General features: G+C 60.1%; 20 protein-coding genes. 15 read left to right on the top strand and 5 right to left on the bottom strand.

From position 1 onward, the window contains the following. The first annotated feature begins 1,010 nt into the window (after positions 1–1,010). The 10 genes from AC2D8U_RS15835 to AC2D8U_RS15790 all read left to right on the top strand — a co-directional run bounded on the left by AC2D8U_RS15835 (position 1,011) and on the right by AC2D8U_RS15790 (position 10,840). Positions 1,011–2,123, top strand: coding sequence for a dienelactone hydrolase family protein (locus AC2D8U_RS15835; RefSeq protein ID WP_484620040.1), 1,113 nt, complete (start codon positions 1,011–1,013; stop codon positions 2,121–2,123). A gap of 173 nt (positions 2,124–2,296) precedes the next feature. Then, a complete protein-coding gene (locus AC2D8U_RS15830) occupies positions 2,297–3,454 on the top strand; it encodes an acyl-CoA dehydrogenase family protein (protein WP_484620039.1) in 1,158 nt (385 codons plus the stop codon). 3 nt (positions 3,455–3,457) lie between these two features. Next, the gene (locus tag AC2D8U_RS15825) at positions 3,458–4,642 is read left to right on the top strand and encodes an acyl-CoA dehydrogenase family protein (RefSeq protein ID WP_484620038.1); all 1,185 of its coding nucleotides are present in this window, start codon (positions 3,458–3,460) and stop codon (positions 4,640–4,642) included. A gap of 158 nt (positions 4,643–4,800) precedes the next feature. Next, positions 4,801–5,583 carry an SDR family oxidoreductase gene (locus AC2D8U_RS15820; protein ID WP_484620037.1) on the top strand — a complete coding sequence of 261 codons (783 nt, stop codon included), beginning with the start codon at positions 4,801–4,803 and terminating at the stop codon, positions 5,581–5,583. 2 nt (positions 5,584–5,585) lie between these two features. Then, positions 5,586–6,047, top strand: coding sequence for a MaoC family dehydratase (locus AC2D8U_RS15815; RefSeq protein WP_484620036.1), 462 nt, complete (start codon positions 5,586–5,588; stop codon positions 6,045–6,047). Positions 6,048–6,148: 101 nt separating this feature from the next. Then, positions 6,149–7,351, top strand: a complete 1,203-nt coding sequence (locus tag AC2D8U_RS15810; protein ID WP_484620035.1) for an acetyl-CoA C-acyltransferase — start codon at positions 6,149–6,151, stop codon at positions 7,349–7,351. A 41-nt stretch (positions 7,352–7,392) separates the two neighbouring features. Next, complete coding sequence (locus AC2D8U_RS15805; RefSeq protein WP_484620034.1) at positions 7,393–7,803, top strand: nuclear transport factor 2 family protein; 411 nt, start codon at positions 7,393–7,395, stop codon at positions 7,801–7,803. Further along, a complete protein-coding gene (locus AC2D8U_RS15800; RefSeq protein ID WP_484620033.1) occupies positions 7,800–8,261 on the top strand; it encodes a nuclear transport factor 2 family protein in 462 nt (153 codons plus the stop codon). The genes AC2D8U_RS15805 and AC2D8U_RS15800 overlap by 4 nt, the downstream gene beginning before the upstream one ends. Before the next feature lie 160 nt (positions 8,262–8,421). Next, complete coding sequence (locus tag AC2D8U_RS15795) at positions 8,422–9,747, top strand: sulfotransferase family protein (protein WP_484620032.1); 1,326 nt, start codon at positions 8,422–8,424, stop codon at positions 9,745–9,747. Between the two features lie 97 nt (positions 9,748–9,844). Further along, the gene (locus tag AC2D8U_RS15790; RefSeq protein ID WP_484620031.1) at positions 9,845–10,840 is read left to right on the top strand and encodes a phosphotransferase; all 996 of its coding nucleotides are present in this window, start codon (positions 9,845–9,847) and stop codon (positions 10,838–10,840) included. Between the two features lie 40 nt (positions 10,841–10,880). Here AC2D8U_RS15790 and AC2D8U_RS15785 read toward each other — a convergent pair whose 3' ends face one another. The 5 genes from AC2D8U_RS15785 to AC2D8U_RS15765 all read right to left on the bottom strand — a co-directional run bounded on the left by AC2D8U_RS15785 (position 10,881) and on the right by AC2D8U_RS15765 (position 15,276). Beyond that, positions 10,881–12,578, bottom strand: a complete 1,698-nt coding sequence (locus tag AC2D8U_RS15785) for a sulfatase-like hydrolase/transferase (RefSeq protein WP_484620030.1) — start codon at positions 12,576–12,578, stop codon at positions 10,881–10,883. A gap of 100 nt (positions 12,579–12,678) precedes the next feature. Continuing rightward, the gene (locus tag AC2D8U_RS15780) at positions 12,679–13,152 is read right to left on the bottom strand and encodes a nuclear transport factor 2 family protein (RefSeq protein ID WP_484620029.1); all 474 of its coding nucleotides are present in this window, start codon (positions 13,150–13,152) and stop codon (positions 12,679–12,681) included. A 67-nt stretch (positions 13,153–13,219) separates the two neighbouring features. After that, on the bottom strand, positions 13,220–13,984 hold the full coding sequence (locus tag AC2D8U_RS15775) for an SDR family oxidoreductase (protein WP_484620028.1): 765 nt from the start codon (positions 13,982–13,984) through the stop codon (positions 13,220–13,222). 17 nt (positions 13,985–14,001) lie between these two features. Then, on the bottom strand, positions 14,002–14,484 hold the full coding sequence (locus AC2D8U_RS15770) for an SRPBCC family protein (RefSeq protein WP_484620027.1): 483 nt from the start codon (positions 14,482–14,484) through the stop codon (positions 14,002–14,004). A 15-nt stretch (positions 14,485–14,499) separates the two neighbouring features. Next, positions 14,500–15,276 (bottom strand): SDR family oxidoreductase, encoded by a 777-nt coding sequence (locus AC2D8U_RS15765; RefSeq protein WP_484620026.1) that lies wholly within the window; start codon positions 15,274–15,276, stop codon positions 14,500–14,502. A 198-nt stretch (positions 15,277–15,474) separates the two neighbouring features. Between AC2D8U_RS15765 and AC2D8U_RS15760 the strand changes: the two genes are divergently transcribed. The 5 genes from AC2D8U_RS15760 (at position 15,475) to AC2D8U_RS15740 (ending at position 20,567) form a co-directional block, all read left to right on the top strand. Next, entirely contained in the window at positions 15,475–16,311 is an 837-nt protein-coding gene (locus AC2D8U_RS15760) for an alpha/beta fold hydrolase (RefSeq protein ID WP_484620025.1), read from the top strand. A gap of 34 nt (positions 16,312–16,345) precedes the next feature. Continuing rightward, positions 16,346–17,137, top strand: a complete 792-nt coding sequence (locus tag AC2D8U_RS15755) for a fumarylacetoacetate hydrolase family protein (RefSeq protein WP_484620024.1) — start codon at positions 16,346–16,348, stop codon at positions 17,135–17,137. Between the two features lie 40 nt (positions 17,138–17,177). After that, positions 17,178–18,086 carry an acetaldehyde dehydrogenase (acetylating) gene (locus AC2D8U_RS15750; RefSeq protein WP_484620023.1) on the top strand — a complete coding sequence of 303 codons (909 nt, stop codon included), beginning with the start codon at positions 17,178–17,180 and terminating at the stop codon, positions 18,084–18,086. Between the two features lie 25 nt (positions 18,087–18,111). Continuing rightward, positions 18,112–19,140 carry a 4-hydroxy-2-oxovalerate aldolase gene (gene dmpG, locus AC2D8U_RS15745; protein ID WP_484620022.1) on the top strand — a complete coding sequence of 343 codons (1,029 nt, stop codon included), beginning with the start codon at positions 18,112–18,114 and terminating at the stop codon, positions 19,138–19,140. Positions 19,141–19,313: 173 nt separating this feature from the next. Next, positions 19,314–20,567 (top strand): serine hydrolase domain-containing protein, encoded by a 1,254-nt coding sequence (locus AC2D8U_RS15740; protein ID WP_484620021.1) that lies wholly within the window; start codon positions 19,314–19,316, stop codon positions 20,565–20,567. The last annotated feature ends 46 nt before the right edge of the window (positions 20,568–20,613 follow it).

The raw sequence follows: 20,613 nt of genomic DNA, 5'->3' as shown, positions 1-20,613 counted from the left end.
GTGGGAGTTCCCATGTGAGAGTAGGTCACCGCCAAGCGCTTATTTAGAGAGAAGCCCATCCGAAAGGATGGGCTTTTTTCGTTGTGTGGCAATAGCGCTGTGGCCCCGCATGCTCCCATGCCACGGTTACCAAGAGCTGGGCGCCGGTAATTGCTCCTGCATAGCCGGCATTTCCGTATCTGTCGTTCAGGATGAACAAATGCCACAGTGGCAGGGATGCCAAGGCGGGGCCTTGGCGGTCAGTGGAACGCCTTTGCGCCGGTAGTGTGGCGCCGTTTGAATGAGTCCATGTGAGAGTAGGTCATCGCCAGACGCTGCTCGCAGAGCGTCCATGTGAGCCGAGGTGAGATAGAGTACACACCGCCCGCCGTTCCTGCCCATCCATGGACTCACGGCATTAATACGTCCCTGTCTGTCAGCACGGCTCTTGCTAAGAGATAGAGATCAAGGCCCTGTCTTCGGACAGGGCCTTTTTCGTCTCTGTAGAACACGCCTTAGAAGCCCCCCTGTAGGATCCCTCCTATCGGCTTTTCATACGGCCATCCATGGCCTCCTTCAAAGCCCGGCTGCGACTCCTATCTCCGCGTTCGAGCGCTGCGTCGCTTCGCAACGGTCGCTCTCACCCCTGCCTCTACCTTACCGAACTGCGATACTGCACATCGGTTCCGGTTCGCCCGAAAGGATGGGCTTTTTTCGTCGGTCGCTCTTTGTCATCCCTGGTATTGCGGCATGCATGCCTTCTCTCAAGGCTCTGGCGTATGAGTACCCCGAATTACGCCACTCGCTCTTCGTTGCGCTGGAGGCGTCGAAGGCTGGGTGACGAGTGCCTGGCCACTCAGCTCCTGGTTCTTCTATTTGCGCTATGTTTCCTCCTTTCTATATTGGTTAATCATCTAATAAAAATCGGCATTTATCGCCTTTCTAGTCCGTTTGAAGGATCTGACCCGCTTGGCATGTCGTCAGACTGAATTTATGGAGCCCCTAAGTAAATAAAGGATTGGAGAAGAATAATGAAAAAGTGGTTAGTGCGGATCTTCGGATCCATCGCGGTGCTTGCCTTGGTACTGGTGGGGGGCTTCTACCTGGGAGGCGGCATGAACCTGGTGGCTAAGCTGATTGCCCCAGAGTTTCCGAACTTTCCTGAACCACAGACCCAGCTTAAGGCTGGCCAGCAGGGGGAGATCTACTATCAAACCCAGACGCCGTTTGATCTGGATGTGTTGTTGGCTAAGGGCACGCAGGCCGAGCCGACCATCGGCGTTGGTACCCTGTTTATGCCGGAAGGGGCAAGTGTAGATGCCCCGGTACCCGCGATGATCTTGCTGCACGGCAGCGGCGGGATCTCCCCAGGCCGGGAGATGGAGTACGGTCAGATGCTGGCAGATAACGGCTATGCGGCCTTTGTCGTGGATTACTATGCCCCCCGTGGGGCCAGCACTGAGATCAACTACATGCGCCGTGTGCTGTCGGTGACAGAATTCGATGCGATTGCCGATTCCTACGCTGCCCTTAAGCTGTTGCGGACCCACCCAGAGATCGATGGCAGCAAGATTGGTGTGGGTGGCTATTCCTATGGCGGTATGGCGGCGCGTCTTGGGATGGATGAGCGGATCCGTCAGGCTTTGATCGGTGATGCGCCGGGCTTTGCCGCCCATGTTGATTACTATGGTCCCTGTTTCCAGAATTTACAGAGCGAGAAGATCACCGGCGGGCCGTTGCTGACGCTGCGTGGCACCGAAGATGCCTCCAACGATTTGGCGGCGTGTGCATTGCGGGAGCAAGAGATCCAGGCTGCAGGCAACGTGGTGGAAGCCCATGTCTATGAAGGGGCAGGTCATGCCTGGGAAGTGCAGGTACCGCGCCAGTTATCACCCAAGTCACCCTACGTCGCCGGTTGTGAGGTGCAGTACAACCGCATCGGTCACTCCAGCATGGATGGCACTCCGATTGTTGATTTCCCACTGGAAACCACACGTGTCGAGCGGATCGCCGCACGCATGCAGAGCGGTTCGGTGATGAACAAGTGTGTGCATTACGGCTATGTCGTCGGTCAGGACGACGATACCAAGGCAAAGACCGATGAGGTCTTGCTGACTTTCCTGGCGACCCATTTGGCCATTTGAGCCGAGGTTCTGCTTACTCCATATCAGGGCACCGGAAGGTGCCCTTTGTTGTTTCTCGATGGCCAACAACATCGTCCATTCGGCCGATCACGCGCTGGCTTTATCCGGCCATGATGGGGGTCATCAAAACTGGGGTCTGATGATCCCTCTTTCCCCACTCGAGGAGCGCAAACATGGAGTTCGCTTTCACCGAGGAGCAGGTGATGATCCGCGACACTGCCGAAAGTTATTTGGCAGAGCTGTCGAGTTCGGAGGCGGTGCGCAGCGCCATGGCCACCGAACCGGGTTACCTGCCCGACACTTGGCAACGCCTGTGCGAAGAGATGTACTGGCAGGCCCTCACCATTCCTGAAGAGTTCGGTGGCCTGGGTCTGGGGTATGTCGAGTTGGCTGTGGTGCTGGAGCAGATGGGCCGCCGCCTGCTGTGCTCCCCCTTTTATGCCACGGTCTGTCTGGCCACCCCTGCCTTGTTACTGGCCGGCTCGGAAGAGCAAAAAGGTCAGTGGCTGCCGCAGATCGCCGAAGGCAGCCTCACCGCAACCCTGGCTTACACCGGCAGCAACCGATGGGATGCGGCCGCGGTGACGGCGACAGCACGGCCAGAGGGCGAAGGCTATGTGCTGGAAGGGGACTTGAAGTACGTGCCTAATGGTCACAGCGCCGATCTGCTGATCGTCGCCGCTCGCCTCGAAGGCAGCAGCGGCGAGCAGGGCGTGAGTCTGTTTGCGTTGACGGCAGACAGTGAAGGACTCAGCCGAGTCTGGACACCGACCCTGGATCAAACCCGTCAGCAGGCCAAAGTGAGTTTGAGCCAGTGCTATGTTGGATCCGAGGCCTTGCTGGGCGGTGCCGGTGAAGGCTGGCCGGTGCTGGAACAGGTGCTGCAGTTGGCCGCTATTGCCCAGGCCGCAGAGCAGACCGGCGGGGCGCAACAGTGCCTGGATATCACGGTGGACTATCTGCAGGAGCGTCAGCAGTTTGGTCGCGCCATTGCCAGTTTCCAGGCGATTAAGCATCGCTGCGCCGACATGATGGTGCAGGTGGAGTGTGCCCGCAGTGCGGTCTATTACGCGGCTTGCGTTGCACAGGAGTTTCTTGATGGGGAAGCGCTGGGCGCCGAGTTGCCGCAGGCCGCGGCGTTGGCCAAAGGCTACTGCTCCGATGCGTTCTTTGATTGTGCGGCGGAGTCGATCCAGCTGCATGGCGGGGTAGGCTTTACCTGGGAGTACGATCCGCATCTGTACTTCAAGCGGGCCAAATCGAGTGAGACCTTCCTGGGCAGCGCGGCCACTCACCGCGAAGCCATCGCCAAGCACCTGCTGGGAGAATAGAGCATGCAGTTACGTTTCAGTCAGCAGGAAGAGCAGTTTCGCAGTGAGATCGCCACCTGGCTCAAAGAGAACCTGTGCGGCGAGTTTGAGCAACTGCGGTTTCGCGGCGGCCCGGGTGACGAGCACAGCTTCCCGGAAGAGCGCAAAGTGTGGGAGCAGCACATGGCCAAAGCCGGTTGGCTTTGCGTTGGCTGGCCCAAGGAGTATGGCGGCCGTGGCTTGTCCATCAATGAGCAGGTGATCTTTCACGAAGAGTACGCGCGCGCCGGCGGTCCGGGTCATGCTGGCCACATCGGTGAAGGCCTGGCGGGTCCCACTATCATCGCTTTTGGCACCGAGGAGCAGAAGGAGCGCTTCTTGCCGGGGATCGTTAATGGCACCGAGTACTGGTGTCAGGGCTACTCCGAGCCGGGCGCCGGTTCGGATCTGGCGGCGGTGAAAACCAAGGCAGAGCTCAAAGGCGGCCAATGGGTGATCAACGGCCAGAAGGTTTGGACCTCACTGGCCCACGAGTCCGAGTGGTGTTTTGTCATCGCCCGCACTGAGCCGGGCAGCGTTGGTCACAAAGGCCTCTCCTTCCTGCTGGTGCCGATGGACCAGGCCGGGGTCACCATACGTCCGATTGAGCAGCTCACCGGTACCTCCGAGTTCAACGAGGTGTTCTTTGACGACGCGGTGACCGATGGGGCCAACATTGTCGGCCAGCCCGGTGAAGGCTGGAAGATCGCCATGGCGCTGCTGGGCTTTGAGCGCGGTGTGTCGACCCTGGGCCAGCAGATGCAGTTTCAAAACGAATTGGATCAGATCATCCAGATCGCCAAGGAAAACGGCGCGGCGCAGGATCCCAGCCTGCGTCAACGCATTGCCGATGCCTGGATGGGCCTTCGCATCATGCGCTACAACAGCCTGCGCATGTTGTCCGGCGGTCAGGATGGCAGCCTGCAGCGTGAGGCGATGATCTACAAGCTGTACTGGGCAACCTGGCACGCCAACTTGGGCAAGCTCGCCATGGACGTGCTCGGCCCGGACAGTGAGCTGGTGGAGAGCGGCCCCTACAACCTGACCCGGTTGCAGTCCATGTACCTGTTTACCCGCTCCGACACCATCTATGGTGGCACCAACGAAATTCAGCGCAACATCATCGCCGAACGGGCGTTGGGCATGCCAAAAGAGCCGAAAGGGCGGTAACGCTGGGGCGGGCTACGGCCTGCTCGGAAAGAGCCTAGGCCCTAGGAAGGAGCCTAGGCTCTAACAGCAAAAGCAAAAAAGCCAATTCTCTTGCTCTTAGGAACCTAGCAGGGCGCAGCCCGAACCTAGGACCTGCTCTTATTCACAAGGAGTGTTTTATGTTGAACCCCCAATACGTTGCAGGCCACAACCTGCTGGAAGGGAAATCCGTTTTGATCACTGCCGCCGCCGGCGCGGGGATCGGCTTCTCCGCCGCCTTGCGTGCGGCGGAAGAGGGCTGTCGCGCGCTGATGATCAGCGACATTCACGAAGGCCGGCTGGCCGAGGCGGTGGATAAGATCCAGACCGCGACGGGCCTGAAAGAGATCCACTTTAAAGTGTGCAACGTCACCGATGAAGCGCAGGTGCAGGATCTGGTCGACACCGCCGAAGAAAAGCTGGGTGGCGTCGATGTACTGATCAACAACGCCGGACTGGGTGGCTCCAAGCGGGTGGTCGAGATGACCGACAAGGAGTGGCAGCTGGTTCTGGACGTGACCCTGACCGGCACCATGCGGATGACCCGTGCCATGCTGCCGAAGATGGCGGCGCGCAAGTCCGGCGCCATCGTCAATAACGCCTCGGTACTGGGCTGGCGTGCGCAAAAAGAGCAGGCTCATTACGCCGCGGCCAAGGCCGGTGTGATGGCTTTTACCCGCTGCAGCGCACTGGAAGCGGCGGAAGATGGCATACGCATCAACGCGGTCAGCCCCTCCATCGCCCTGCACGATTTCCTGCGCAAGTCGGCACCGGAGTCCCTGCTCAAGGAGCTGGCCTCGCGGGAAGCCTTCGGCCGTGCCGCCGAAGTGTGGGAGATCGCCAACATCATGATGTTCCTGGCTTCGGATTATTCCAGCTACATGGCCGGTGAGATCATCTCCGCTTCCAGCCAGAGGGCTTGAACATGACGCAAGTATTTAAGACGCCATTTGAGCTGCAGGCCCGTGTCGGTGAGGTGCTGGGCCATAGCGATTGGCTGGCGATCGATCAGGGCCGCATCGATCTGTTTGCCGAAGCCACCGGCGATCATCAGTGGATCCATGTCGATCCGATCAAAGCGGCGGATGGCCCGTTCGGTGCCTGCATCGCCCATGGCTACCTGACGCTGTCGCTGGTGAACCTGTTCCTGCCCCAGATCATCGATGTGCAGGGGATCAGCATGGGGGTCAACGTCGGTTGCGGCAAGATCCGCTTCCCTAACGTGGTCAAGGTGGGCAGTCGGGTGCGTGGCGTCGGCGAGTTGGTCTCGGTCGAGGAGATCAAAGGCGCGATCCAGTCCACCGTCCGCGTCACGGTGGAGATCGAAGGCGAGGATCGCCCCGCCTGCGTGGTCGACACCATCTCCCGCTATTTTCCCGAGAAGTAGCCTCGAAGCGTCGGCCTGAGCACGGCCATCCGCGGGATCGAACGATCGATCCCACACAGTTAAGGACGATCCGGCGGATCCGGATCGGCAAGGAGCACAACATGAAAGAAGCAGTGATCGTCTCTACCGCCCGTACCCCGATTGGCAAAGCGTTTCGCGGTGCCTTTAACGACACCGAAGCCCCGGCCATGGGGGGCCATGTCGTGGCCGAGGCCGTGCGCCGGGCCGGGATCGATCCCAGTGAGGTGGATGACGTGCTGATCGGCGCCGCCGCGCAGCAGGGCACTCAGGCCTACAACCTGGGCCGTCTTTGTGCCATGGCGGCAGGCCTGCCGACCCGCGTGGCGGGCATGGCGATGGAGCGTCAGTGTGCCTCCGGCCTGATGACCATCGCCACTGCGGCCAAGAGCATCATGTGTGACGAGTACGATGTGGCCGTGGCCGGTGGCCTGGAGTCCATCTCCCTGGTGCAGAACAAGCATAAGAACACCCACCGTAACGTCTCCAAGGCGGTGCTGGCGAAAGATCCCAAGGCCTATATGCCGATGATTGAGACCGCCGAAGTGGTGGCGGAGCGTTACGGGATCTCCCGTGAAGCACAGGATGAGTATGCGCTGCAGAGCCAGCTGCGCACCGCCGCAGCCCAGCGCGACGGCCTGTTCGATGATGAGATCGTCCCCATGGCCAGCACCAAGTCGGTGTTCAATAAGGAAACCAAAGAGGTGACCTTCGAGGAGGTGCTGCTGGAGAAGGACGAATGCAACCGAGCTTCCACCACGGCAGAGAGTCTGGCCGGTCTGGCGCCAGTGTGGAAAGACGGCCACTGGATCAAAGAGGGTCAGCACATCACGGCTGGTAATGCCTCCCAGTTATCCGATGGTGCATCCGCCTGTGTGCTGATGAGCCGTGACGCCGCCGAAGCCAAAGGCATTGCGCCGCTGGGCATTTACCGTGGCGTGGCAGTGGCCGGCTGTGAATCCGATGAGATGGGCATAGGCCCTGTGTTTGCCATTCCGAAACTGCTCGAGCGCCATAACCTCAAGATTGAGGATATCGGCCTGTGGGAGATCAACGAAGCCTTTGCCTGTCAGGTGATCTACTGCCGCGATCAGCTCGGGATCCCGAACGATCGCCTCAACGTCAACGGCGGTGCCATCAGTATCGGTCACCCCTTTGGCATGTCCGGTGCCCGCATGGTGGGTCATGCCTTGATCGAGGGTAAACGCCGCGGCGTGAAGTATGTGGTGGTGAGCATGTGCATCGGGGGAGGTCAGGGCGCTGCGGCGCTGTTTGAAGTGGCCTGAGTCGAACCCATCCCTGTCCCTTTTCGCAGTAAGGAGGCCTTATGGCGTTAGCAACCCAAGAGATCGCCCGATTGATGGAGCAGTATATTGAGCGGGTGGATCAGCAGGAGATCGACGGGATCGTCGCCATGTATGCGGTGGACGCGGTGGTGGAGGATCCGGTCGGTAAGATGAAGATCGAAGGGATCGAGGCGATCGATCGCTTCTACCGCGACGGCCTGGGCAAATTGCCTCGGGTTCGCGCACGGCAGGAGGGGCCGGTTCGCAGCACCACGGTCAACGAGGGGCTGGTGCCCTTCGAGGTGATCTTGGATGGCGAGCAGGGACCCATGGTGATCGCAACCATCGACTGGATGCGGTTCGATGATGACGGCAAGATCCTGGCGATGAAGGCCTACTGGAGCGAGGACAACTTCCGTTTCCTGGAGCAGTTTGAGGAGGCCGAAGCATGACTCAAGCAGCCAAACTGAGCCTCGAGCAGCGTCTGGCCCGATTGGAGGCACTGGAGGCGATCCGCGCCCTCAAGCATCGTTACCTCAACGCCTGTGACGAGAAGAACGTCGAGGACATTCGCCAATGCTTTGCCCAGGGACCTGTTTGCATTGATTACGGGCCGGTTGGGGTGTTTGAGGATCGGGAGAGCTTCATCGATCTGTATCAGACAGCGGCCTGTCACGACCATGTCATCGATCTGCACCATGGCGCAAATCCGGAGATCACTTTGCTCAGTGATAATGAAGCGAAGGGGCGCTGGGCCCTCTATTACTTCAATCTTGACGCTCGAACGGGAGCCTCCCGGCAACTGGGGGGCTTCTACGATGACGAGTATCGCTGCATTGATGGTCGCTGGGTGATCAGTGCCACGCGTTTTGTTCCGCACTCCATGGTGGAAACGTCTCCCGAGGCGTAAGCCGAACTTTGGAGAGAAAAGGGGGCCTTAGGGCCCTTTTTTGTGCTTACTACTTCAATACCCGCCATTGCTTTTTGTCCACAACCGTCCATTTGGACGAAGCATCCGGGCACAAATCGGTGATTTTATTGTCTAGTCATTCAATAAAAGTGGGGGTGCGGTGAATACGCAAACGGATTGGCGAACGGTGGGGGGCGCCAGGGCGGACAGCGGCGCGATGACGAATCAGGATATGGCCGGGGCAAGGCCTGCTTCGGGCACCGGGCCACGGCAAAAGAGCCAGGCGCGATTGCATCGTCTGTTGGCGTCGGAAAAGCTGCTCGATGTGGAGACTTTGCTGCAGCAGGCCAGGGAGCAGACCGGTTTGTCCGATTTTGGTCCTTGGCGCTTCCTGCCCTCTCTGCGCCGCCTGGTTCAGGGACTGAACCGTGAAGCGAACCTGCATGCGGAAGGCCGGGTACGTCAGCATCAGCGCCTGTTGCAGATCCTTTGTACTCGCCTTAGGTTTGAAGCCTACTGCCAGCGCTTCCCAGAGATCCTGGAGGAGCGCATTGAGGCACCCCTGGTGATCGTCGGGCTGCCCCGCACCGGTAGCACTCTACTCCATCGTCTGCTGGCGGCGGATCCCCGCTTCTATTCGGCGGCTTGGTGGGAGACCCGCTTCCCGGTGCCATTCAACGATGGCGATCTCGGCAGTCGTAAAGATCCCCGCATCGCCGCGGCCAAAGTGGAAATGGCTGCCATGCTGGAGGTGGTGCCTCAGCTCAATCGGATCCATCCGTTGGACCATCTGGCCGTGGACGAGGAGAGCTGTCTTTTGGAGCAAGCGTTTTACAGTACCAATCCAGAAGCGATGGCCCATCTGCCGGAGTATGGTGCCTGGCTGGCGGGGCAGGATCACAGCGAAGGCTACCGTTATCTCAAGGCGATGTTGCAATTCCTTCAATGGCAGAAGCGCCAGCGCGGCGAGCTGGCTGAACGTTGGGTACTGAAGTCGGCCCACCATCTGCATCATCTCGATGTGCTGTTTAAGATCTTCCCCGGTGCCCATGTGGTGCAAACTCACAGGGATCCGCTAAAGGCACTGCCGTCGCTGATCAGCCTGATCCACCACTTGTGGCAGATCGACAGTGATAAAGCCTATCCTGGCGTGGCCGGCCGACTCTGGAGCGACAAGATGATCGAGGGGCTGGCGCAATGCACCCAGTTTCGAGACGCCGGGGCGGAGGCACAATTTCATGATGTGGCGTTTGACGCCATGCTGGCCGATCCGGTGCAGGTGATCCAGGATCTCTATCAGGCCATCGAACTGCCAATGAGTGGCGAAGCCTGGGATCTGATCCTCGCCAGGTTGGAGCATGAGTGCCATCGCGGCACCCCGCCTCACGGCTACAGCTTGGCGGAGTTTGGTCTGTCGAAACAAAGGATCAATCGTGAGATGGCCGGGTATTGTGCGCGCTACCTGTCGGCGCGTACTGGCTGCTAACCTTACACAGTTCATGACTGGCGATCCTGACTTGGCGCCACTCGCTGAGGTGGCGATAATGCCCCCTCGTTGAAGGCATTTATCTTGTTGAGGATCCATGACCCCGCTCTTCCCCGCTGCATTGCTCGAGTCGTCAGGCGCCACGTCGGCGACATACCTCCATACCCTGCAGTCGCTGTGGAGTGGCTATGGCGCCATCGAGCGCTGGCGTTTGTCGGGTGGCTCACTCGGCCCCGGCACGACGGTGATCCTCAAGCGGGTTGCCCCGCCGAGCATGAGCCAGCATCCCAGAGGCTGGAATAGCAGCCTATCTCACCGCCGTAAGCTGTTGAGTTACAAGGTCGAGTGCCAGTTTTACCGAGCCTATGCCTCAAGATGTGATCAGAGCTGTCGAGTCCCCCGCGTTCTGGGGCTGGAAGAGTTTGATGGTGAGGCCTTGTTGCTGTTGGAGGATCTTGATGCTGCCGGTTTTACCGGTCGGCGGCTGGTGGATGAGGCCGATGCCAGCGAGGCGGATGTGGGCTTGTGCGTCGATTGGTTGGCCCGGTTCCATGCCCGGTTTATCGGCGTGTCGCCAGACGGGCTTTGGACCATCGGCACCTACTGGCACCTGGATACCCGCCCCGAGGAGTGGGCCGAAATGACCCAGCCTGAGTTGCAGGCAGCGGCTTCAGCCATCGATGCCAGACTCAATGGCGCCCGGTTTCAGACCTTGGTGCATGGCGATGCCAAGCTCGCCAACTTCTGCTTTGCCGCCGACGCCGTCGCGGCGGTGGACTTTCAGTACGTCGGTGGTGGCGTTGGCGTGAAGGATCTGGCCTACCTGCTGGGCAGCATCTATCACGGCGAGGTGCTGGCGGACCGCACCGAGCATTGGCTGAACACCTATATGCGTTGCTTGCGCCAGGCGTTAAAGGGGCGGGCTGACATCGCTCTGGACGCGCTGGAGCGGGAGTGGCGAGCGCTCTATCCCTATGCGGTGGCGGACTTCGAGCGCTTTCTCAATGGCTGGGCGCCGGATCACTGGAAGGTGAACGACTACACCAGCCAACTGGTCCAGCAAGTGCTTATGAGCAATTTGGGGTCAGAGTAAAAACTGTCAGCCGTCCCTCTGTCCGGGTTATCGTGAGTTTTTACTCTGACCCCAAACTCGACTGGCGGGATCGATTCATTTGTTGCATTTGCTTCAGCCTCTGGGCGCCGCAATCGCCGTCGCGCCAACTCTGTTTGCCGCAGTCGTACAGCAGGCGGCCTCGTTCGCCGTAGCGCATATCGAGAAAAAACTGCGACGGCAGGCTGGGGGCCATGGAGTGCGCAGGCTGGGCTTGTAGTGTATCGGTTGGGCGGGGGAAGTCGGCCCAATCTTTCGGCGCGTGCCAACCCGGAGGGGCAACCACATTGCCGCGTATGCCATTGGCCGGGTGCAGGGTGCGCCAATCTTTTATGGCGGCGGCCATCTCGGCCACTCGCTGCGGGTGCTCGGCGGCCAGATCCTGATACTCGTCCGGATCTTCATCGATCTTATACAGTTCGTTGACCACGCTGGTCTCATACAAGTCCTGCTCGACCCACTGCACCAGCTTCCACTCATCATTAAACGCGGTAAAGCTGTAGGAGCCTTTGATGGGGATCTCCGAGCCGAACATGAGGTAGCCTTCGCGCTTGACCGATGTGCCTTGGGTGATGGCCGGCCACATGTCCAGGCCATCCATGACCTTGTCACCCTGATAGGTTACGCCGGTGGCGGTCAGCAGGGTGGGGAATACGTCCATCACCGACATGGGTTGGCTTAGTTGACTGCCTGCCTCGATCTGCCCGGGCCAGCGCATCAGGGACACTACACGAATGCCGCCTTCATACACTTCGGCCTTGCCGCCGCGCAGCGGGCTGTTATCGCCCCCGCCCTGACCTTGGACACGACTGGCGCCGTTATCGGAGAAGAACAGCACTATGGTGTTGTCGTCTACGCCCTGCTGTTCCAGGGTCGTCAGGATCTGGCCAATGGCCTGATCCATGGCGTCCACCACGGCAGCGTATTTGGGCAGCTCATTGCTGTTGTTGCCCTTGCGTCGCATCTTGTCGGAGGGACTACGAGCGAGCGGGCGGTCATCGGTGAGATGCGAGTACTTGTCGGCGATCTCCACCGGTGGCACCAACGGTGTGTGGGGAGCCAGGAACGGCATATAGAGGAAGAAGGGTTTGTCCTTGTCCCTTTGCTCTATCCATTGGCTGGCGGCGTCGGCGGCGAGATAGGTGGCGTAGCCATCGTCGTCGATGGAGACGCCGTTATGCTGAAAATCTTTGCCACCCAGGTTAGAAAATGGCGGATAGAAACCGACCTCGGTATGGAGATGCCCATAGAACTCATCGAAGCCACGGCTATTGGGGTGGAAGGCTTGCTGAGCATGACCGAGGTGCCACTTGCCCATCATCGCGGTCTGGTAACCCGCGGCCTGGAAGCTTTGCGGCATAAAGTGCTCATCGGTGTGCACACCGCCGCTGTCCCAGGGCAGGATCACCCCGTAGGCCACCCCCAGACGCATGGGGTCCCGCCCTGTCATCAGGGCAGCCCGGGTCGGTGAGCAGATGGGAGCAGTGTAAAACCTGGACAGCTCCACCCCTTCGGCGGCCAGCGAATCCAGTGCTGGCGTCTCGATGGGAGAACCCTTGTAACCCACATCGGCGAAGCCCAGATCATCAGCAACCATGATCACCACATTAGGGGGCGTTACTGCTGGATCTAGAGGGGCGGCCAGCGCTGGGTTAACGCTAAAGGCGCCCGTAAGAAAGCTCAGACCGACTGTGAGTCGCGGGTTCGGGTTGCGTGGCATGCTGGCGCCCTTCTTATTGAATCAAGCGGATTGGGGTCAGAGTAAAAACTGCCGCTGGATTGAGCGCAGCACAGCAGTTTTTACTCTGACCCCAAATTATTTAGGCGCCGAGGGCGCTTTTGAGCTTGGTGGGGATGCCGGTGTGCTGGGTCCCCTTGGGGATTGGACTGATCTGTTCAAACAGCCTTTGGTAGCGGGAGGTGTGGATCTTCCACTGGCCGCTCTCCTTGACGTACTCATCCTGGTAGACGGCGCTGCCCTCGAACTGGACGCCGTGATCCAGGTTGACGAAGGTGTCGCGCAGATACCAGATCCCGGTGGCACGGTCGCCATGAACCTCGATTTCAGGATGATTGGCCTGGTGGACGCCAAACTGACGCTCGGTAAAGGTTTCGACAAAGAAGCCTTTGAGTGCCTCCCAGCCTTGGTGGCGAATGTCGTAGCTTGGGCCTCGATAGTGGATCAGACCGTCCGGGGTAAATACGGTCTCCATGGTGTTCAGATCGGCCGTATCCAGTGCACGGAAGTAGCGGCCCTTGAGCTGTTTGATCAATTCGATGCTTTCCAGATCCATGGGGATCTCCTTGGGCTAAAGGAAAGAGGGCCCGGTTAGACCGGGCCTGATGCAGTTGCTGTGGGCGTTAGAACTGATCCGGACGGATCATGGCATCGGAGCCCCCATCGACAAACAGCACACTGCCGTGAACAAAGTCAGACTGGTCGCTGAGCAGGTAACCGACCGCTTTGGCGATGTCTTCCGGCTGGCCGGCACGTCCCAGAGGGATGCTCTTCTCAAATTGGCTCATCGCCTGGGCCAGTTCGGGATCGGCCTTGGCGGCATCGGTCAGCGGTGTCTGAGTAAAGCCAGGGGCGACGGCGTTGAGGCGTACCCCGGCGCGGGCAAAGGAAACGGCGCTGCGACGCATCCACTGGGTGATGGCCCGCTTGGAGCTCAGGTAGGAGAGCTGACCATGGTTGCTCTGGGCGGCCAGGGTGCAGGCCTTGTCCTCGTCCCCGGTCAGCATGGCGTCGATCTTGGCCTGATCAAACCCGGGCATGGCGCCGGAATTGGAGGCGATCAGCACGGCCGAGCCGCGCTTCTTGGCCAGGTGATCTCGCAGGCCTTCCAGCGTGGCCTTGGCGCCGAAAAAGTTGACCTGGATGATCAGTGGAGCCGGGGCAGCCGGGCCCAGGCCGGCACAGGCGACGAAGCCGTCTAGGCCATTGGGGCTGCGCGCTATGATGCCGTCGATGGCGGCCTTGCGCCCCTCTGTGGTGCTGAGATCGGCGATGATCTCCGCGTCCTTGATATCCACCACGATCAGCTCGTGGCCTTCGGCCAGCAGTTGGGCCTTGATCGCGGCACCGATCCCGGTGGCCCCACCGGTCATTGCGTAAGTCGCCATACTCTCATCCTTGTTATTTAGTGTTTGGTGTTACTGGGGACACCGGTCTCGTAGTAGCGTTTGAGGTTGCGTCCAATCCGTCTTACCGCCTTGTGCATCGCCTTGTTGAGCAGCCACTTGTCCAGTAACCGGCCCAGAGGCCCACCCCGCAGGCGGTAGTGCATGGCGGTGGTGATCTGGGTCTGGCCGTCACTGCCGTGAGCGAGCCGGTAGTGGAACTCGGCGGCGGCAAAGGGGGCGGGGGCCCCCGCCTCGCCTTTGTGCAGGCGGATCACAAAGCCCTCTCCCTCATGCCAGGCGATGACGCTCTCATCAAGCCAGCGTCCCTTGGCCATTGTGACCCGGCGACTGGCGCCGATGCCTTGATCTGGCCCCGGGTGCAGCTGACATCCCTGCACGTCGGGCACATAGTGCTGGGCGGCGGTCAGATCCCTGAGGGTATTCCAGGCCTCGGGAAGCGAGAGGGCGAGAGAGGTGGTGTAACTGGCTTGGGATAACATTGAGGTCTCCTGCAATCAGTGCCCGGCATTGCCGGCATCGAGAAACGCCGGCTTTTCGCCGCCGCCGTGGACGGTCAACTCGGCACCACTGACGTAGCTGGCCAGATCGGATGCCAGATACAGGCAGGTATCGCCGATGTCGCTGGGGTTGGCCATCCGGCCCAAGGGGACGGTATTGCTGACGGCGGCGATCCCGGCGTCATCACCATAATGCAGATGGGCCTGTTCGGTGAGAATTAAGCCAGCGGTCACGGCATTGACCCGCACCTTGGGGGCCCACTCCACCGCCAGCGAGCCGGTCAGGTTCATCAGGCCAGCCTTGGCAGCCCCGTAGGCCGCGGTGCCGGGCGAGGGGCGTTTGGCGCTGACACTGCAGATATTGACGATGCTGCCACCGGTTGCCTGCTGCTGCATCACCGCATTGGCCTGCTGGCACAGGTTCAATGGGGCCAGCAGGTTGAGTCGAATGATGGACTCGGAGAAGCGGGGAGAGACGGTGGCCGCGTCGGCATGGGGGGCGCCGCCGGCGTTGTTGATCAGCACATCCAGTCGACCGAAGCGCTCGACAATGGCGTCGACCAGTTCCTGGGTTTGGCTAACGTCTTTGACATCACAGGGCAAAAACAGCGCGCTCTTGCCTCCGCCCTGGGGCAGCTGGTCGGGCTCACTGCGTCCGCAGATCACCACCTCGGCCCCCTGCTCGAGGAAGCGCTCGCTGATCCCTTTGCCGGCTCCTTTTCCACCGCCGGTGACCAGTACCACTTTGCCGCTAAAATCCACCGGATTGTGCATTCTCTCTCCTTCCCCTTGGGCCGATCCAGTATGGGCTCGGCTGGCTTTCCATGACTGGCTCCATCCTAGCCCCTGGGGGCGGTGCTGGCTTAGTCCTTTGGGACGAGGAGTTGGCGGCGGGGCATTGGCACAATGCGAACATCAACAAGAGCCGGGTTTGTCCGGTACACCGCATTTTTCCAGTAACAGGAGCACCCCATGAGTGCGATCCCCCAGGGACAGTTTGTGCAGTTGGCTCTGCCCCAGTGCAATGAGCCGATAAACCTGCACTACCACGAGGCCGGCGCCGGGGAGGCAGTTCTGTTTATTCATGGCAGCGGCCCAGGTGCCAGCGGCTACAGCAACTTTAAGGGCAACTTCCGAGTGTTTGGCGAGGCGGGCTATCGCGCCATCGTGCCGGATCTGCCGGGTTATGGCCTGAGTGATAAGCCGGAAACTCAGTATCACCTGGATCTCTTTGTCGATGCCATGACGGCGCTGCTGGATCGGCTGGACATTGGCCAGGTGACCCTGGTGGGCAACTCCCTGGGCGGGGCGATCGCCCTCAAGATGGCGCTGGATAACCCGGCGCGGATCAAGAAGCTGTTGCTGATGGCCCCCGGTGGCCTGATGGAGAAGGCGGAATATTACCAGCGGATGGAGGGGATCCAGGCGATGGCGGCGGCGTTTGCCGCGGGGGAGCTCAATGAGCCAGCCGGTATGAAGCGTCTGCTTGGTTTGCAGCTGTTTGATGCCAGCCAGGTGACCGATGAGACGGTACTGGAGCGGGTCGGTGTGGTGAAGACTCAGCCCGCCTGTGTCCTGTCCACCATGGAAGTGCCCAACATGACCGCACGCCTCTCCGAACTCGGTTGCCCCCTGTTTGTGATGTGGGGACAGAATGACAAGTTCTGCCCGGTAGACGGGGTGGCGACCCTGATGGCGCACTGCCGCCAGATCCGGGTGCAGTTGCTGAGCGAGTGCGGCCACTGGGTCATGGTGGAGTACGAAGATCTGTTCAACCGTCAGTGTCTGGACTTCATTCGCCACGGCTAAAGCGCAGCGTTAAACGGGACCACGAGGAAGTATTATGGATAAGCAACACAGGGACGCCTACGGCGACGAGCTGTTCGAGGCGTTGAAAAGCGGCAAGACCCTGACGCCTTTTACCGAGCGGGAGCTGCCCATCACCGTCGAAGATGCCTACCACATCTCTCAGCGCTTTATTGCCCGACGGGTAGCGGAGGGGGACACCATAGTCGGCAAGAAGATCGGCGTCACCTCCCGGCCGGTACAGCAGATGCTGGGGGTGCACCAGCCGGATTTTGGCTTTATTACCCAACAGATGCAGTTTGGCAATGAGGCGGTGATCTCCCTGAACGAGAACCGCCTGATCCAGCCGCGGGCCGAAGGGGAGATCGCCTTTAAGCTCAAGGCCGATCTGCAGGGACCGGGCGTCACCGAGGCGGATGTACTGGCCGCCACCGAGTGCGTGATGCCCTGCTTCGAGATCGTCGATTCCCGTATCGATAACTGGCAGATCAAGATCCAGGACACGGTGGCCGACAACGCCTCCTGTGGGGTTTTTGTGCTGGGCGATAACCGGGTGGATCCCAGGGAGCTGGATCTGCCCAACCTGCTGATGAAGGTCAGCAAAAACGGTAAGCCGTTAAGTGAGGGCTTTGGCAGTGCGGTGCAGGGGGATCCCCTGACCGCCGTGGCCTGGTTGGCCAACACCCTAGGGGTGTTTGGCATTCCCTTCAAGGCTGGCGAGATCATCCTGTCCGGCTCCCTGGTCCCCCTGGAGCCGGTGGGCGCCGGGGATGAGATGAGCCTGACCATTGAGGGCTTAGGCAGTTGCAGTGTGCGTTTTGCCGATTAGGCCACGCAGTGCTTCAAAACGAACAGGCAAGGAAAGCAGCATGAGTAAAAAACTGAAAGCGGTGATCATCGGGCCGGGCAATATTGGTACGGATCTGCTGATGAAGATGCAGCGCAGCGAGTGGATCGAGCCGGTGTGGATGGTGGGGATCGATCCCGAGTCCGAGGGCCTGAAGCGGGCCGAGGCGATGGGTATCAAGACCTGTGCCACCGGGGTGGATGGGATCCTGCCCCATATTATTGAGGACGACATTCGCGTGGCTTTTGATGCCACCTCGGCCTATGTCCATGCCGAGAACAGCCGAAAGCTCAACGAGCTGGGGGTGATCATGGTGGATCTGACGCCGGCGGCGATCGGCCCCTTCTGTGTACCACCGGTGAACCTGTCGGCCCTGGCCAAAGATCTGAACATGAACGTCAACATGGTGACCTGTGGTGGCCAGGCGACCATCCCCATGGTGGCGGCAGTGTCCCGGGTCCAGCCGGTGGAGTACGGCGAGATCGTGGCCACCGTCTCCTCCCGCAGCGTGGGCCCGGGGACTCGGCAGAACATCGATGAGTTTACCCGGACCACCTCTCGCGGTGTCGAGCTGGTTGGGGGAGCAAAAGAGGGGAAGGCGATCATCATCATCAATCCGGCGGAGCCGCCGCTGATGATGCGCGATACCATCCACTGTCTGACCGAAGGGGAGCCGGACAGGGACGCCATCACCCGTTCGATTCTGGACATGGTCGAGGAGGTGCAGCGCTATGTACCCGGCTATCGCCTGGTTAATGGTCCCATCTTTGATGGCAACCGAGTGTCGGTCTTTATGGAGGTCGAAGGGCTGGGGGATTTCCTGCCCAAGTATGCCGGCAACCTGGACATCATGACCGCGGCGGGCCTGCGTACCGCCGAAATGTTTGCCGAGCACGCCGCCAGTGGCGAGCTGACCCTGCCTGCGCGCTGATCTGACGAGCTTAGGAGAATTTGAGATGGACCTGAATGGAAAGAAAGTCACCCTGCATGACATGTGTCTGCGGGACGGCATGCACGCCAAAGCGCATCAGATCACCACTGAGCAGATGATCAATATCGCCACCGGGCTGGACGAGGCCGGTGTACCGCTGATCGAAGTGACCCATGGTGATGGTTTGGGGGGGCGCTCCCTTAACTATGGTTTCCCCGCGGCGTCTGACGAAGCGTACCTCAAGGCGGTGGTGCCCAAGATGAAAAATGCCAAGATCTCCGCCTTGCTGCTGCCGGGGATCGGAACGGTGGATCACCTGAGAATGGCGCACGATCTTGGGGTCAACACCATACGGGTGGCGACCCACTGTACCGAGGCGGATGTATCGGAACAGCATATCGGCATGGCTGCCAAGATGGGGATGGACACAGTGGGCTTTTTGATGATGGCCCACATGGTCGAGCCCGAAAAGATCCTGGAGCAGGCCAAGTTGATGGAGAGCTATGGGGCCAACTGCATCTATGCCACCGACTCGGCCGGTTACATGCTGCCGGCGGATGTCACCGCCCGCATCGGCCTGCTGCGCAGCGAACTCAAGCCTGAGACAGAGATCGGCTTCCACGCCCATCACAACCTGGGCATGGGGATCGCCAACTCGCTGGCGGCCATCGAAGCCGGGGCCAACCGTATCGATGGCTCGGCGGCGGGCCTGGGCGCCGGGGCCGGTAATACCCCCTTGGAGGTGTTTACCGCCGTGTGTCACCGCATGGGGATCGAGACCGGCGTGGATCTCTACAAGATCATGGATGTCGCCGAGGATCGGGTGGTGCCCATCATGGATCAGCCGATCCGGGTAGACCGTGAAGCCCTGACCCTGGGCTACGCCGGGGTGTACTCCTCCTTCCTGTTGTTTGCCAAGCGGGCGGAAGCCAAATATGGGGTATCGGCGCGGGACCTGCTGATCGAGCTGGGTCGCCGCCGCACCGTGGGGGGCCAGGAGGATATGATCGAAGATCTGGCGCTGACCATGGCCAAGGAGCAGGGGTTGCTGTAACCGGGTCTGCGATCGTTGAACACTCTATAGCATTGAGGGCACTTATAAGTGCCCTTACTTATACCTTTGTGTTTGTTTTGGTTGCTAATTTTTGTCGTGAACAGCATCCTTTGATAGGCCGCTCGGTATGTTGTTTTTGCTGTTAACGCTTCGGATCTCCAAGGGATGTGATCATGCTGAAGAAACTGTTGAAAGGATTGGGCCTGATGGTGGGGCTGCTGGTGTTGACCCTGGGTGGGGCGGTATTTATCTACCGTGCCGAGCTGACTAACCTGCAGACCATGGTGCAGATGTTCAAGCCGGAAAACCTGATCCATACCTTTCAGAACATGTATGTACTGCAGCCGTCCCGCCGGATCCCGGCGACGGGAGCTGTGTTCGAGTTTGGTCGGGATGAGGCGCCGCTGCCCGAGCGGTTTGTCAGTGGGGGGCGCAGCCTGGCGATGGAGCCGTTCCTCGAAGAGCGCGCCACCCTTGGCCTGCTGGTGATCCAAAAGGATGTGATCCGCCATGAAAGTTACCGTCATGGCAGCAGCGAACTAAGCCTGTTTGCCTCCAACTCCATGGGCAAGTCCTTTGTCTCGGCGCTGGCGGGTATCGCCCTTAAAGAGGGCAAGATCAAAAGCTTTGACGACAACGTGGCAGACTATGTGGTGGAGCTTAGAGACAGTGAGTGGGACGGGGTAACCATCCGCCAGGTGGCCACCATGTCCAGCGGCATGAAGTTCAATGAAAACTATAGTGATCCCGCCTCCGACGTGGCCAAGATGTCGCTGAAGATGGCGTTTGGCATGCCCCTGATCGAGTACCTGCCCAGCCTGGAGCGGGAGCGTCCGGCGGGGGCGTTTAATGACTATAAGAGCGTCAACTCGGAAGTGCTGGGCATGGTTGTGGCTAACGCCGTGGGCGAGCGGCTGGCGGACTATATGGCGCAAAAGCTTTGGGCACCACTGGGGGCCGAACAGGATGCCTACTGGACCGTCGAGGCCAGTGAGGCCAGTGGGCATCGGGAATTGGCCATGGGTGGTCTCAGTGTACACCTGCGTGATTATGCTCGTTTCGGCCGCCTCTACCTGCATCGAGGAAACTGGAACGGGGTACAGTTGCTGCCGGCGGCGTATGTGACCGAGTCCACCACGGTGCAGGCGCCGCATCTGGCCCCCGGCTATGACAACCCGGGCTCCAGCTCCTTCTTCGGCTATGGCTATCAGTGGTGGATCCCCCTGGGATCCCAGGGAGACTTCCAGGCCCAGGGGATCTACGGCCAGTTTATCTATGTGGATCCCGCCACCGAAACCATTATTGTCACCACTCGGGCCGATACCGGGTATTACGATCCCGGCCGCCAGTCCCTGCTGGACAGTACGGCGGCGTTTCGCGCCATTGCCCAGCACTATGAAGGCCAGGATCTTGCCCAGGCGCACTGAGGCACTGACCAAGTCGTAATAACTTTGACCAGAATTTACAGACAGA

The sequence above is a fragment of the Ferrimonas sp. YIN67 genome (assembly GCF_057219095.1).
Note: the sequence above shows the minus strand (reverse complement) of the source record. Positions and strands in the feature narration are given on the sequence as shown.

Excerpts from the sequence above, each read along its gene's own strand:
- AC2D8U_RS15835 (WP_484620040.1), top strand. The coding sequence starts at position 1,011 with ATGAAAAAGTGGTTAGTGCGGATCTTCGGATCCATCGCGGTGCTTGCC.
- AC2D8U_RS15830 (WP_484620039.1), top strand. The coding sequence starts at position 2,297 with ATGGAGTTCGCTTTCACCGAGGAGCAGGTGATGATCCGCGACACTGCC.
- AC2D8U_RS15825 (WP_484620038.1), top strand. The coding sequence starts at position 3,458 with ATGCAGTTACGTTTCAGTCAGCAGGAAGAGCAGTTTCGCAGTGAGATC.
- AC2D8U_RS15820 (WP_484620037.1), top strand. The coding sequence starts at position 4,801 with ATGTTGAACCCCCAATACGTTGCAGGCCACAACCTGCTGGAAGGGAAA.
- AC2D8U_RS15815 (WP_484620036.1), top strand. The coding sequence starts at position 5,586 with ATGACGCAAGTATTTAAGACGCCATTTGAGCTGCAGGCCCGTGTCGGT.
- AC2D8U_RS15810 (WP_484620035.1), top strand. The coding sequence starts at position 6,149 with ATGAAAGAAGCAGTGATCGTCTCTACCGCCCGTACCCCGATTGGCAAA.
- AC2D8U_RS15805 (WP_484620034.1), top strand. The coding sequence starts at position 7,393 with ATGGCGTTAGCAACCCAAGAGATCGCCCGATTGATGGAGCAGTATATT.
- AC2D8U_RS15800 (WP_484620033.1), top strand. The coding sequence starts at position 7,800 with ATGACTCAAGCAGCCAAACTGAGCCTCGAGCAGCGTCTGGCCCGATTG.
- AC2D8U_RS15790 (WP_484620031.1), top strand. The coding sequence starts at position 9,845 with ATGACCCCGCTCTTCCCCGCTGCATTGCTCGAGTCGTCAGGCGCCACG.
- AC2D8U_RS15785 (WP_484620030.1), bottom strand. The coding sequence starts at position 12,578 with ATGCCACGCAACCCGAACCCGCGACTCACAGTCGGTCTGAGCTTTCTT.
- AC2D8U_RS15780 (WP_484620029.1), bottom strand. The coding sequence starts at position 13,152 with ATGGATCTGGAAAGCATCGAATTGATCAAACAGCTCAAGGGCCGCTAC.
- AC2D8U_RS15775 (WP_484620028.1), bottom strand. The coding sequence starts at position 13,984 with ATGGCGACTTACGCAATGACCGGTGGGGCCACCGGGATCGGTGCCGCG.
- AC2D8U_RS15770 (WP_484620027.1), bottom strand. The coding sequence starts at position 14,484 with ATGTTATCCCAAGCCAGTTACACCACCTCTCTCGCCCTCTCGCTTCCC.
- AC2D8U_RS15765 (WP_484620026.1), bottom strand. The coding sequence starts at position 15,276 with ATGCACAATCCGGTGGATTTTAGCGGCAAAGTGGTACTGGTCACCGGC.
- AC2D8U_RS15760 (WP_484620025.1), top strand. The coding sequence starts at position 15,475 with ATGAGTGCGATCCCCCAGGGACAGTTTGTGCAGTTGGCTCTGCCCCAG.
- AC2D8U_RS15755 (WP_484620024.1), top strand. The coding sequence starts at position 16,346 with ATGGATAAGCAACACAGGGACGCCTACGGCGACGAGCTGTTCGAGGCG.
- AC2D8U_RS15750 (WP_484620023.1), top strand. The coding sequence starts at position 17,178 with ATGAGTAAAAAACTGAAAGCGGTGATCATCGGGCCGGGCAATATTGGT.
- dmpG (WP_484620022.1), top strand. The coding sequence starts at position 18,112 with ATGGACCTGAATGGAAAGAAAGTCACCCTGCATGACATGTGTCTGCGG.
- AC2D8U_RS15740 (WP_484620021.1), top strand. The coding sequence starts at position 19,314 with ATGCTGAAGAAACTGTTGAAAGGATTGGGCCTGATGGTGGGGCTGCTG.